Source organism: Spirochaeta isovalerica (genome assembly GCF_014207565.1).
GTDB classification, from domain to species: domain Bacteria; phylum Spirochaetota; class Spirochaetia; order DSM-2461; family DSM-2461; genus Spirochaeta_F; species Spirochaeta_F isovalerica.
On sequence record NZ_JACHGJ010000001.1, the window covers coordinates 462,167 to 475,468 of the forward strand.

The 13,302-nt window shown below is 42.2% G+C and carries 12 protein-coding genes; 11 read left to right on the forward strand and 1 reads right to left on the reverse strand.

From position 1 onward, the window contains the following. Positions 1-24: 24 nt before the first annotated feature. The 8 genes from HNR50_RS01965 to HNR50_RS02000 are packed head-to-tail and all read left to right on the forward strand — an operon-like array spanning position 25 to position 8,246. Positions 25-996 carry an AAA family ATPase gene (locus HNR50_RS01965; RefSeq protein ID WP_184742922.1) on the forward strand — a complete coding sequence of 324 codons (972 nt, stop codon included), beginning with the start codon at positions 25-27 and terminating at the stop codon, positions 994-996. Beyond that, on the forward strand, positions 993-1,880 hold the full coding sequence (locus HNR50_RS01970; protein WP_184742926.1) for a DUF58 domain-containing protein: 888 nt from the start codon (positions 993-995) through the stop codon (positions 1,878-1,880). Before HNR50_RS01965 ends, HNR50_RS01970 begins: the two co-directional genes overlap by 4 nt. Beyond that, positions 1,880-2,794, forward strand: coding sequence for a hypothetical protein (locus tag HNR50_RS01975; protein WP_184742929.1), 915 nt, complete (start codon positions 1,880-1,882; stop codon positions 2,792-2,794). The genes HNR50_RS01970 and HNR50_RS01975 overlap by 1 nt, the downstream gene beginning before the upstream one ends. Next, entirely contained in the window at positions 2,791-3,819 is a 1,029-nt protein-coding gene (locus HNR50_RS01980; protein WP_184742932.1) for a VWA domain-containing protein, read from the forward strand. The genes HNR50_RS01975 and HNR50_RS01980 overlap by 4 nt, the downstream gene beginning before the upstream one ends. Then, complete coding sequence (locus tag HNR50_RS01985) at positions 3,819-4,868, forward strand: vWA domain-containing protein (protein WP_184742935.1); 1,050 nt, start codon at positions 3,819-3,821, stop codon at positions 4,866-4,868. The genes HNR50_RS01980 and HNR50_RS01985 overlap by 1 nt, the downstream gene beginning before the upstream one ends. Next, complete coding sequence (locus HNR50_RS01990) at positions 4,865-5,749, forward strand: DUF4175 family protein (RefSeq protein ID WP_184742938.1); 885 nt, start codon at positions 4,865-4,867, stop codon at positions 5,747-5,749. The genes HNR50_RS01985 and HNR50_RS01990 overlap by 4 nt, the downstream gene beginning before the upstream one ends. A 32-nt stretch (positions 5,750-5,781) precedes the next feature. Further along, entirely contained in the window at positions 5,782-7,464 is a 1,683-nt protein-coding gene (locus HNR50_RS01995; RefSeq protein ID WP_184742941.1) for a BatD family protein, read from the forward strand. Continuing rightward, the gene (locus HNR50_RS02000; RefSeq protein ID WP_184742944.1) at positions 7,461-8,246 is read left to right on the forward strand and encodes a tetratricopeptide repeat protein; all 786 of its coding nucleotides are present in this window, start codon (positions 7,461-7,463) and stop codon (positions 8,244-8,246) included. Before HNR50_RS01995 ends, HNR50_RS02000 begins: the two co-directional genes overlap by 4 nt. Before the next feature lie 44 nt (positions 8,247-8,290). Here HNR50_RS02000 and HNR50_RS02005 read toward each other — a convergent pair whose 3' ends face one another. Continuing rightward, on the reverse strand, positions 8,291-9,826 hold the full coding sequence (locus tag HNR50_RS02005) for a DUF6938 domain-containing protein (protein WP_184742947.1): 1,536 nt from the start codon (positions 9,824-9,826) through the stop codon (positions 8,291-8,293). A gap of 276 nt (positions 9,827-10,102) precedes the next feature. Between HNR50_RS02005 and HNR50_RS02010 the strand changes: the two genes are divergently transcribed. The 3 genes from HNR50_RS02010 to HNR50_RS02020 all read left to right on the forward strand — a co-directional run bounded on the left by HNR50_RS02010 (position 10,103) and on the right by HNR50_RS02020 (position 13,301). Continuing rightward, a complete protein-coding gene (locus tag HNR50_RS02010; RefSeq protein WP_184742950.1) occupies positions 10,103-10,960 on the forward strand; it encodes an AraC family transcriptional regulator in 858 nt (285 codons plus the stop codon). A gap of 115 nt (positions 10,961-11,075) precedes the next feature. Beyond that, the gene (locus HNR50_RS02015) at positions 11,076-12,356 is read left to right on the forward strand and encodes an ABC transporter substrate-binding protein (RefSeq protein WP_221439771.1); all 1,281 of its coding nucleotides are present in this window, start codon (positions 11,076-11,078) and stop codon (positions 12,354-12,356) included. A gap of 60 nt (positions 12,357-12,416) precedes the next feature. Then, positions 12,417-13,301: a carbohydrate ABC transporter permease gene (locus tag HNR50_RS02020; protein WP_221439772.1), complete on the forward strand. Its 885-nt coding sequence runs from the start codon at positions 12,417-12,419 to the stop codon at positions 13,299-13,301. The last annotated feature ends 1 nt before the right edge of the window (position 13,302 follow it).

The following is a 13,302-nucleotide window of genomic DNA, read 5'->3' on the forward strand; positions in this document are numbered from 1 at the left end:
AATAAAATGTATGGAGTTTGATAAATGGAAACTGAAGAACTGGAAAAAGTTAGCCGCGATCTGAAAAAACTCACCGGAGAAATACAAAAGGTCATAATAGGTCAGGAGTATCTTATCGAGAGACTTCTTATTACCCTTTTATGCAACCAGCATGTGTTAATCGAAGGCGTGCCGGGGCTGGCGAAAACTTTGACTGTCACAACAATGGCCGATGCGCTGAACACGGGTTTCCGACGTATTCAGTTCACGCCGGATCTGCTTCCCGCAGATCTTCTGGGAACCTTAATCTATAACCCCAAAACCGGTGATTTTTCTACAAAAAAAGGGCCTCTTTTTACAAATATTGTGCTTGCCGATGAAATAAACAGAGCTCCTGCCAAAGTGCAAAGCGCTCTGCTGGAAGCTATGCAGGAACGACAGATCACTCTAGGCGAGGAAACCCACGAGCTTGAAGATCCCTTTATGGTTCTGGCAACACAGAATCCGGTAGAACAGGAAGGAACTTATCCACTGCCGGAAGCTCAGGTCGACCGTTTTATGATGAAGCTGCAGATTACATATCCCGCCAGGGATGAAGAGCTCCGCATTCTCAGAGAACAGGCTTTAATTAAGAAAAACCAGAAAGTTGAAGCTGTTATAACACCTGAAGAAATCAGAAATATGAGAAGTCTAGTCGACCGGATTCACATTGATGAAAAAATCGAGGAATACATAGTAGATCTGGTTCTGGCGACCAGGCAACCGGAAGAATATGGGCTGAAAATCGGTGAACTGATCCAGTATGGAGCATCGCCGCGCGCCACGATTTACCTGACCATGGCCTCAAGAGCTCACGCTTTAATCAGCGGTCGCGACTATGTAACGCCTCACGATGTAAAATCCGTAGCTTATGATGTCTTGAGGCATAGAGTTATTATTTCCTATGAAGCGGAAGCCGAGGAAAAGCGCTCTGAAGATATTATTAAATTAATTCTGGATACAGTTAAGGTACCATGATCGACAGGGAGCTTGCGGCAAAAATCAGGCGGATTCAAATACAGACAGGCAGGAACGTCAGCAGTACTTTCGCCGGGGAATACACCAGCGCTTTTAAAGGCCATGGAATGGAATTTGAAGAAGTCCGTGCCTATCAGCCCGGTGATGACATCAAGTCTATCGACTGGAATGTTACAGCCCGTACTGGAGAACCCTATATAAAAAGATTCAGGGAGGAGCGCGAACTTACGGTAATTCTTGTTCTTGATCTGTCCGCGTCGGGCAATTTTGGTTCTACCGGAAAAAAAAGGAATGATATTGCAGCGGAGATTTGCGCCGTTTTGTCATTCTCGGCAATTAAAAACAATGACAGAGTGGGCTTGCTCGTCTTTACGGAAGAGGTAGAGATGTTTATACCTCCGGGAAAGGGACTGACCCATACAATGCGGATAATCCGTGAAATCCTCGCTTTTAATCCGGTCGGGAAAGGAACATCTATCAATAATGCTCTGGCTTACCTTGGGAAAGTACAGCGCAAAAATGCTGTTGTATTTCTTATTTCCGATTTTATCGATGAGGGCTTCGAAAAAAATCTCAAAATGATGTCGGAGAAACACGACCTGGTCGCGATCTCTGTCAGCGACCCCCTTGAGCGAGAACTTCCTGATTGCGGACTGGTTACCATACGGGATGCGGAAACAGGACAGTTCAGGACATTTGACAGTTCCAATAGAAAAGTTAGAGCTCAATGGACAAAGGCCGCTGAAGGCCGAATACAATTAGTCCGGAAGTTAATGACTTCTCTCGGACTCGATCATGTTCACCTCGATACCGGAAAAGACTGGATCCATACTCTTTCTGTTTTTTTCATCGGCAGACAGACTAGGCTGGAGAGAAGAAGATAATGTATGTGAAAAGTACGGCTCTGTTCATATTTGTATTTCAATTTATTCTGTTTTCCTGCAATTCTGACATCGGAGAAACCAGCACCCGCCTTCCGGATAAGAACTCAATTGATGTTCACCTTCTCAACAGTGAGATTAAAACATCGGACAATGCCTCCATCAATATCGAAATATGCTATAACCGGGGTCTTATACCCCAGATACCGGATTGGGAAAGTGAATTGAAACCTGTCGGGATTCAATCAATTCAAAGCAGGGGCGAAATACAAGGGGAATTTCTCATAAGGATTATAGAGCTGCGTCTCGACAATCTCCTGCCGGGTGATTATCTTCTGAACCCGATCGTTGTTCCGCTTTTCGAGAACGACAATATGGTTGAGGAACTTAAGAGCGATTTTATTCCGCTTAAAGTAAACAGCAGTCTGATAAACCAAGGTGAATTGATTGATCAATTTGGAGAAATGAAATCCCGGAATCTATTACCCTATGTTATTGCCGGAGCATTGTGTATTACAGTCGTAACCGCAGGATGCTGTTACATTTTTTTCAGAAAGAAAAGGAAGCGGCAGGTCCTTCCGGAAAAAGACTTTCAGAGGCAATTGCGCAAAGCATCGGAGATAAAATCAGACAGGGACTATTACAAAGCTTTGACAACGATTTTAAAGGAATTTCTGGACAGCACGATATTTCTTTCAGTTCAGAGCCAGACAACAGAAGAATTTATCCAAATGGCAGAAGAGTCGGACCTGATCAGGAACCCGTTAAAAGAAGCCCTTTTTAATTTCATGAGAAGAGGCGATAGAATTTCATTCGGCAAAGACGGCATTCCCTGTGATAGAGAAAGAGATCTCCTCTTCTGTGAAGATTTCATGTCATATATAGCAAAGCAGGTGAAGACGGAGGCGGCTGAGTGAATTTCCAATCCCCCCAGGCCTTTCTTCTGCTTCTTGTCATACCGGTCATATTTCTATATAGAAGAGCTGGCGGTCAATCCCGCGGAACGGAATTTGCCAGTCTTCCTTCTATAAACCGTGATCATGTTTCATTGAGGGAAAAATTATCTTCTCTGCCTTATTACCTGAGTCTTCTTGCGCTGGTTCTTATAGTTACGGCTCTTGCCAGACCCGTTAAAGGATACGAAACCATTCGCGAAGTGACACGAGGCGTGGCTATCAATATGGTTCTGGACCGAAGTAGCAGTATGGGAACACCAGTCAAAGCAGACGGAAGCAGAAACAGATTAGATGCCGTAAAGGACGCTTTTATAACTTTTGTTGCCGGAAACGACGCCGAGCTTGAAGGCCGGCCGGATGACTTGATCGGCCTCATCACTTTCGGTCGTTTCGGAGAGACTCTGGCACCTTTGACATTATCCCACAATACTCTTGTTGATTTTACACAAACCATACAGCTGATTGAAAGCAGGGAAGAGGACGGAACTTCTATAGGCGATGCCGTATCTCTCGCGGTCGCCCGTCTTGTGGAAACGGAAAAGCAAAATCGCCGGTCAGAATATGAAATTGAGAGTAAGGCTATTATCCTGCTCACCGATGGCCAGAATAACGGCGGCAAGATAAGCCCGCTCGATGCGGCCTATCTTGCTCAGCAATGGGGTATAAAAATATACACTATCGGATTTGGAGCCGGGTATTATCGCAATGCTTTCGGTCTTGTCCGGAAAATACCCGAAGGATACGGGGTTGATCAGGAAACATTGAGCAAAATGGCTGACATTACCGGTGGTCAATATTTTTCAGCAGATACAGAAGAATCTCTCAAAGAAATATATAGAGAAATCGATAAAATGGAAAAGATAAGTCATGAGTCATTTTCCTTTAAGAATTATAAAGAATTTTTTATGCCCTTTGCTTTTGCCGGATGGATTCTGCTTTTTCTTTCTTATATTTTATCAGCTACCTGGCTCAGGAGGATACCCTGATGTATTTTCAGACGACTCAATGGCTTTATCTTCTGATATTTATCCCCTTATTTATCTATTTCCTGTATTTCGCACTGAAAAAGAAAAGAGAAACTCTGAGTCTTTTTACTGGCGGATTGGCATCTGATGAAAATGAATTCCAGATCAGAGGCTTCAGGATTTCCTCATTTTTGATTTTGCTGACACTGGTATTCCTTATTTTTGCCCTGGTTCGACCTTCCTGGGATAAACAGACCAGAATTATTGAGAAGAAAGGTCATGATGTCGTATTTCTCATTGATGTATCGAGAAGCATGCTCGCCGATGATCTCATTCCGAACAGGCTGGAACGGGCCAAGCTCGCTGTGATCGACGCGGTCAATTCTTTCGATGGAGATAGAGTCGCCTTGATTGCATTTGCCGGAACAGCCGTCGTGAAAACACCTTTGACGACCGATTACAGTTTTTTCATAAACGCAATTAACCGATTGAAAGTAGACAGTGTATCAAAAGGGGGATCTCTGATTGGAGATGCTATCAGGTACACTCTCAAAAATGTGATACAGAACAGCGAAACAGCTAAAAAAGACATGATTATAATTACTGATGGAGAAGATCAGGAGAGCTTTCCGGTAAATGCAGCCGAAGAAGCGGATTCAATGGGAGTCAGAATTATAGCAATAGGTCTGGGAGATGAAAAAGAAGGGAGAAGGATCCCTGTCGAAACAGAACGCGGTACGGAGTTTCTCTCTTATGAAGGTAAGGAGGTCTGGACCAGACTCGATGCTGATACGCTCAGAAAAATCGCAGGCTCAACTGAAGGCGGGCAATATCTCAATGTGTCCACTGGGACTTTCGATCTTGCTGAAATATACAGTGCTCTTTCCCGGGGAATGGAAAAAACGGATTTCGGAGAAGAGAGCGTCGATCTCTATGAAGAAAGATTTCAGCTGTTTCTCTTTATGTCCTTGATTTTTCTGATTATCTCTTTTTTCCAGCCTTTTAGAGGCTGGAGCCACCTGATAAGCGAAAGAGATAAAAAAACTATCGGGAGGATCTTCAAGAAATGAGAAGAGTGTCAATCATTCTGTTTCTGCTGATTATTCCTTTTCATTTCCTGTCTGCCCGGGGTAATTATGAAGAACAGAAAAAAAACGTCAGTCAATTCAATGAAGCATTGTCTTTATACCGTAACCGGCAATATGAAGAATCATCGGATTTGCTTGAGAATCTCTTTTTCCGGGAAGAGGATCAGGAAATAAACAAGCTTCTTCTCCAATCTGCGAACCATTTCAGAATCGCTGAGAATTCAGTTGAAGAGACAAATGATTTGACAGGAGCGGTTCAAAGGCTGGATGACAGTATCGGGTTGTTGAAACGGGTACTGGAATTTGATAAAGAAAACACTATTGCTGCAAATAATCTTGAAGTTGCAATGACATTAAAAGAAGAGTGGATGCAGCAAAAGGAAGAGCAAAATCCGTCTCAAGACTCTCAGCAACCGGAACAGACCCAGAAAGACGAGGCAGAAAAGCTGCAGAAAGAACAGCAGCAAATGGCTGATGATAATAATAAGGAAAGCGAAAATCATCAGGATGCTCAGGAAGAACTCAGAAAGCGGACTGAAAACCTGAAAGATCATACAGAGCAGGGCAGTCCTGAAAGGCAAAGTCTGGAAAATGCGGTTGATGCTCAGGAAAAAGCAGAACAGGCTCTGGAAGAAGGGAATAGCGCTGCTGCCCGGGAACAACAGAATGAAGCGGCGCAGCATCTGGCGGATGCCGTCAGGAATCTCAGTCAGGGATCAGAGGAAGACACCAGCGGGTACAATGAGAATGAAACTGATAGCGCCGGGGATCAGCTAATCCAGTCAATTATCGATAATGAACTGAACCGTGACGAAAATTCAGAGAATACAGGCAATGGAATAGCCGTGGAGAGGAATTGGTGATCAAAAGGATATATCTCTTAATTTACATTTATATGGCAATTCTTTTAACTTCTGTTTCCGCTCAAAGCGTTCGGGCGACAGTTGATACTTCTGAAGTTTATGTAGGCGAAAGCTTTGAATACAGAATAGTGATTGATGGATCAACTGACAGCACTGTACCGGAACTGCCCCTCATTGATGGTATTGATACAGCCTATAAAGGGGCTTCGACCACTATGGTGTCCTCAATCGGAACAGGTTCTGGCAGCACGACAAGAACAGTTGCGCACAGCTGGTCTTTTACTCCCCGGAAAATCGGGCAGATTTCGATTCCTTCTGTTGCTGTAGAAGTAAATGGGACTGTTTTTTACACAAAATCAGGTGTCATTAACGTAAAAAAGCCCGAGCCTATTGAAGGGTTTCACTTGTCTGTTGAGAGCGATAAAAAGGAATACTGGTTAGGGGAGCCTGTATATCTGACTATAAAGTGGCTTATAAGTCCCGGAATAAAAGTAGCTTCGCCGGCATTCAATATACCGTTTATCAATGATGGGAGCTTTACAGCTCAGAACCAGAACCCTCCTCCGGGAAATGATGTCTATAAAATCGATATCGCCGGAATGGAAGTCCTCATTATGCAGTCGGCGGAAATTTACGATGGAAAGCAGTTCACCTCCTTGTCTTTCAGATTAAAACTAATCTCAGATGAGGCAGGAATATACAATCTTCAACCGATCTCTCTCGCTTTTGATCTGGCTGAGCAGACAAGCGGTTTCAGAACGAAATACAGTACCAAGGTCATACCTTCCAATGCGGTTGATTTTTCCATTAAAAAGCTGCCCGAAGATGCCCCTGACAATATCATTCTTTCTGCCGGGAAGCTTACAGTTGAGAGTTCTGCAACTCCGACTCGGGTCCATATCGGCGATCCTCTTACTTTCAAAATACAAATCAGCGGTGCTTTGATACCGGAAAAAGTGATTCTTCCGCAACTGAAAAATTACAGGCAGATGGATCAGGGATTTACTATCCCGGAGAGGAGATCTCCAGCGGAATTTGAAGGGGATTCTGTTATTTTTAAACAGACATTACGGGTGAAAAATGAAGAACAGAAAGCAATACCGTCATTGGTGATTCCCTATTTTAATACAGAAACAGGTCAGGTTGAAAAAGCATACACACCAGCTATTCCCATCGAAGTATTGGAAACTCAGATTGTTACATCTGAAGATCTGGAAAATACAGGTTATATGAGCAATCCGGACAAAGAGACAAACCAGGTATTAACACAGAATGATTCCGGATTAAAACATAATTATACAGTCGATCAGCTTCTGGATACTTCTGATGATCTGTCTGTATTCTTTCTTATAATAAGCATAATCTCTGCTGTCGTTTTTGTTGTCCTTTTTATTTATACAAAACAACCGGTATTCAATTCTTCCCGGAATGACGATTTCAGTAATATATACGAACAACTGAAAAACAGCGACCCGAGAACGATCAATAGAAGTATCAGAGACTATCTCCATAAATACGTGAATAAAGAAAACCGGACATTAACTCCCGATGAGATGTTTGAGTGTCTCCTCCGGAAAGGCAACTCCCCTGAGGTATCAGAGTCAATCAGACATTGCCTCGCTGACCTGGAACAGGCCGTTTATTCTAAAAACTGCCATGTGGAGACCAGCCTGGTTTTAGAAGATTTCAAAAAATTGAGTAAGGCATTAGTATGAAAAAAATAATTCTTATATTTATATCTGTAATCACCATAATTTCATGCCGTTCAGAAACAGCTGGAACAGAAGTTGTAAAGAATCTTATGGATGCTGAAAAGGCTTTTCAAAATGGTCTTGAAGAGTCTGGTGAAAAATCCCGGGAAGAGTTCTTTCAATCAGCCGTTCTCTATGAAGAGTTACTCAGATCCGCTCAATTAAATGACGCGCGAATTTTATATAACACGGCTAATAGTTTTTTTATGGCCGGAAATATCGGAAAAGCTGTTCTCTATTACAGGATGGCTGAAAAGCGGCAACCTTCCAACAGATTGATAAGAGACAATCTGAATACAGCCAGATCGGCAGTCCTTTTCAAAATACCGCGAGATGAACCGAACAAGCTGATTCGGACTCTACTGTTTTTTCATTATGATCTCAGTTCTCAAATTAAGTCGCAAATAATCTATATTCTTATTTTTCTGATTTTTGCAGCAGCATCCTTTCTTTTGTTCAGTAAGAGTCTGGCAATAAGAAATACTCTGATAATTCTTATTTTCCCCCTCATTTTATTCACCGGATCCATTCTACAGGAAACATTCCTTGATGACGAAGGAGTCATCATTAGAGCAACCTATGGAAGAAAAGGCGATAGTGAAGGTTATGACCGGGCGTTTAATGAAAAATTAAGTCCCGGAATTGAATTCAAGGTTTTGGAAATAAGAAAAGGCTGGTACTACATTGAATTATTCGACGGAAATACCTGCTGGATATCATCTGATTCGGCAGAAATAATATATTAGAGGGAGTAAATATCTATATAATACTCCCTCTAAATCTGAGAATATCAATTGATCAGTTTTGAGCGATCGAACTCCGTTCCGGTTGCCAACGCCACACTGTGGTAAGCTCCGTCATATATTCCGATACTTTTGTTTTTAACAATACAGTCACAAAACATTTCCAACAGGTCAGTTTCTTCAGTTAATAAATCCACAGCCTGGAGCAGCTGGGGAATTGTCGCAACTTCCACAGTTCCGTCACCGACCTCAGCGCCTCTTACAGCTCCCCACATTTCATGCCCGCCGACCCTCTCATTGAATATTTTGGGAATAGGGTAAAATGCCAGTTCACTGGGTTTTGTAATCATAATATCTGTAACGCGCATGAGATAGTTCGTTGCGTATACGGCATGGAATGTGTTGTCGTGAAGGAAGATGTGAAGACCCGATGCTTCTCCATCGCGAATGGAATCAACAAAAGTTCTGGTATCTTCCCAGTCAAAATGAGTTGTTATCAGTTCCTGGTATTCTTGCACTTCTTCTTTCAACCAGTTCCAGTTCCCGGCATGATCTCCGAGATTAACAAAAAGAGTCATCTTATTTTCCTTAATAAGAGGAATGGCATGATCGATTACAGCTTTAAAAAGCTCTTTTTGCGCTCCTGCGCCACCCATTGTTATCATAAAACGTCTGGGGGCGCCTTTCCTGGCTCTGTCAACTCTGGCTTTACAATCAGCTTCAATATTATGAACAAGTTCATGATCTACATGATGCCCAGTGAAATAGATAGCATCTGAAGGAGTTCCCTTCAGTATCTTACCCTCTGAATCAAATCCTCTCATGGCTCTGAAACCGTAATATCCGGAAGGAGATTGTACTGCATGTTTCGCCCCTTCTGTCAGCTGAAAAGCCATAGGCCAGTTATCAAACATCATATCCACAACATTTGTCATCCCGCCGGAAACAGCTGCCATACAATTCCACATATGCGCTGTCAGCATAGGCATATCGGAAGGAAGATTTTTATGAAGATTTCCGATAAGTTCGGACATTTTATAGTCTTTGATATTGGTTTTCAGAAATCTCCAGGGCCAACCGACTATCCAGCTGTTCAGAAAGGCATTCAAGCCCGGCAGTGTTTTTTCTCCGGTCGTCACCGGTTCCCAGATATGTTTGTTGAACCAGGAACTTTTTTGAGAAATTCTGGAGAATTTGCTGTAATTAGTATTACAGAAATTGATAATGTCCGTAGGCATTCCCGGAATGGATAGGAGGTCCAGCCAGTAGGGGGTGAATCCCATTGCCTTTGCAGCAGAAACTCCGGCCATTGCTATTCTGTAATGCCCGAATCCCATTCTTATCGTAGATACGATAACGGCTTTACCGGGTTCGATTGGTTCGCCGTCCTGGTCTCTCACAATATTTTTCAGTCCGAATATAGGTCCAAGCTGTTCATTGTCAACAAGACTTAAATTGTAGGTCTCATTTTCATCATAATTAAATTTCTTTTTAAACATGTTCTGCCATTTCTGAACCTGTTTCGTTTCTTTACGGCTTATGGCATTTCCATATAGAGAGTATCTGCCATTCTCCAGTTTCATGTTCCGACTCCTGGTATTTTATTTTGTTAAAGAATAATAGGTCAGGTTGTGAAACCGCGCAATAGTATAATGTGAATAATCAACAAAAATCGGTTATTTTCTTGTTTCAAATATTTACATATAATATCGTTTTCTTGTATTGGAGAAGTTCTGTATGAAAATATTTATATAATATTATTATTTTTACAGTTGAGTTATTTCATCTTTGCAATAAAATTAAAGAAGTAATTATTGCGATATTTTAATATAATGTAAAAATACGAAACAGGAGTCTTCATGAGTATAGGCAATTTTTCTTTTTCGATGATAACAGAATTGGAAAGAAAACTTCCTTTTTATCTTGTCGGAGCCGGAATAGACTTCCATCAGGAACTGGATCCCCATATGAGACCGGACGGTTATCCTCATTTTCAGTGGATACAGGTAAAGAGCGGTAAAGGTGTTTTTAATGTAGACGGCGAACTTCACACTGTCGAAACAAATCAGGGCATACTGCTTTTCCCCGATGTTCCTCATAATTATTATGCTGAAGAATCACCTTGGATTGTAGACTGGTTTACATTTAACGGTTCGAATGTGGAGAAGGTGTTAAATCTCGTCCATATAGATAAAACGGCAGTTTTCTCCGTGTTTCAGAACAGTCTTTTTACCGGGATTATTCAAAAGTCATTAAAGATGGTAAGGTCGACAGAGCCGGACAAGGGGCTCAGAGCTTCTCTTTTAGTTTATGAATTTCTCGTTTCTTTCTCCCACTATGCCCATAAGATCGGCAGTGAAGGAGATATAAGGCTCTACAGCCGCCTTAATCCTGTGCTGAATCATATTGAAGAGCATTATTCCCGTTCATTAACGATAGAAGATCTGGCGGATGTCATAGGCGTTACACCTCAATATTTATGTCTTTTATTTAAGAAGATCATAAAACAGCGTCCTATAGAGTATCTGAATAATGTCAGGATTAATAAAAGTAAAGACCTACTGCTGAAAAACCCCCGGACCAAAATCGATGACATTTCAATTATGTCCGGATATGAAAGTACCAGCTATTTTTGCAGTATATTTAAAAAAATAGAGGGGATGAGTCCGGGCAGATTCAGAGAACTTCATCTTCATAAAAAATATCTCATTTCCTGATTTTATTCTTTATAGTTTCATATATTAATATAAAGTGAATATTGTGTTGTTGACAGAACAAAGCTCCATGGTAGACTTAGTTACATCAAATAACTAAAACAGGAGGAATTCCTAAATGATTAAAAAAGTCATGGGAATGTTTTTTGTTCTTCTTTTCGTTTTAACCGCATTGCCGGTTTTTGCGGGAGGAGCACAGGAAGAATCAAGCGGCGATAGTGCTAATATCGTAATCTACAATTCAATGAATGGAGACCCGAAGCCCAGAGCTGCTGATGAAGAATTGGTAGGAATGTTTGAAGCTGCCAATCCCGGTACAACTGTTGTTCACAGCATTGTCGCTCATGAAGATTTTAAACAGGCTATCAGAGCCTATCTTTCAGCGTCGACACCACCGGATGTTCTTACCTGGTTTGCCGGGAACAGAGCCAGATTTTTTATTGACAAAGGGCTCATCATGGATATCAGCGATGTCTGGGAAGAGCAGGGCTGGAATGATTCCTATCCCAAAGGATTCAGAGCCATGAGCTCAGTGGACGGAAAACAGTATTTCCTTCCCACTTCATGGTATTGGTGGGGTGTTTACTACAGACCTTCTGTCTTTGAAAAATATAATATCGAAGTCCCTGAAACATGGGATGACCTGATGGTTGTATGCGAAACACTGAAATCCAATGGCGTAACACCCTTTACAATCGGAACCAAGTACCGCTGGACTGCTGCGGCATGGTTCGATTATTTCAACATGAGAATCAATGGGCCTGAATTCCATATCAACCTTATGCTCGGGAAAGAAAGCTACACAGACCCCCGTGTAAAAGATGTATTCGTAAAATGGGCCGAGATGATTGATAAGGGATACTTCATTGAGAATCCCGCTGCTTACGCATGGGCCGAAGCAATTCCGTTTATGGCTAATGAAAGCGCGGCTATGTATCTGATGGGTGATTTTATCAGAGATTCGTTCCCTGAAGAATTGCTTTCAGACCTGGATTTTTTCCGGTTCCCCATTATTGATCCTTCGGTTCCCGTCGGAGAAGACGCTCCTACCGATGGATACTTCATCCCCGCGAAATCAAAGAATCCCGAAGGGGCTAAAGCACTGCTGGCATTCTTCGGTTCGAAAGAATCGCAGGAATACACAGCCAGAACCCTGGACAGACTCAACACCAACAGTGACGTTGACATCTCCATCTTTAAAGAAAGTCAGCAGAAAGGTATCAAAATGATAAATGAAGCTGATTTCGTAGCTCAGTTCTATGACAGAGATACAACTCCCGAAATGGCTGATGCCGGAATGAACGGCTTCATGGAGTTCTGGGAAAACCACAGTTCAAGCGATATAGATAAAATCCTCGAAAACCTCGAAAGAGTCAGACAGGAAGCTTTCGCTGAATAATTCATAAATAAATGAATGAACGGCCTGGAAACAGGCCGTTTTTTTACCGGAGGAGTACTTTTGGGCCTTAACAAAAGCCGCATGGCTAAATTAACACCCTGGTATTTTTTAACAATACCTCTGATTATCTATTTCTTATGGGTAATCGGGCCGATGTTCTATACATTCTACCTGAGCATGACCAATTGGGATGGTTTGTCCGATCCCCAATTCATCGGCTTGAAAAATTATACAAAACTGTTCAGAGACCCGGTATTCTTTGTCTCTTTGAAAAATAATCTCATTTGGGTTTTCAGTTTTATTACAATCCCTGTCGTGATCGGATTGGCTCTTGCGATGATTCTCAATCAATCCGTACCGGGATCCCGCTTTTTCAAAGCCAGTTTCTACTCGCCTATGGTTCTTTCGCTCGTGGTCTGCGGTCTCGTCTGGTCATGGCTTTACAATCCCGCCCAGGGCCTTCTGAACACCTTTTTCAGATCAGTCGGTCTTGAATCACTGGCAAAAGGGTGGCTCAGCGATCCGGATCTTGTTCTCGGATCGATCATAGCTGTCGCCATATGGCGCCAGGTCGGATATGTCATGATACTTTTCCTCGCCGGGCTGCAGAGCGTTGACCCTTTTCTGGTGGAAGCTTCAAAGATCGACGGATGCAGCGGCTGGAAAACTTTTATCCATGTTGTTCTGCCGCAGCTTCAGCCTGTAACCATTGTCGTTGTTGTCATTAGTATTATTGATTCTCTAAGAGCCTTTGACCTGGTTTCAGTTATGACAAGAGGAGGCCCATTCAACAGATCAAGCGTACTGGCCAACTTCATGTACATCGTGTCTTTCAATAATTACAAAATGGGATACGGAGCGGCTGTCGCTGTCATCCTTTTCCTTATAAGTTTTGTTTTTATCATGATGTATTTATCTCAGATTTCAAAAGAGGAGAATTATTGAT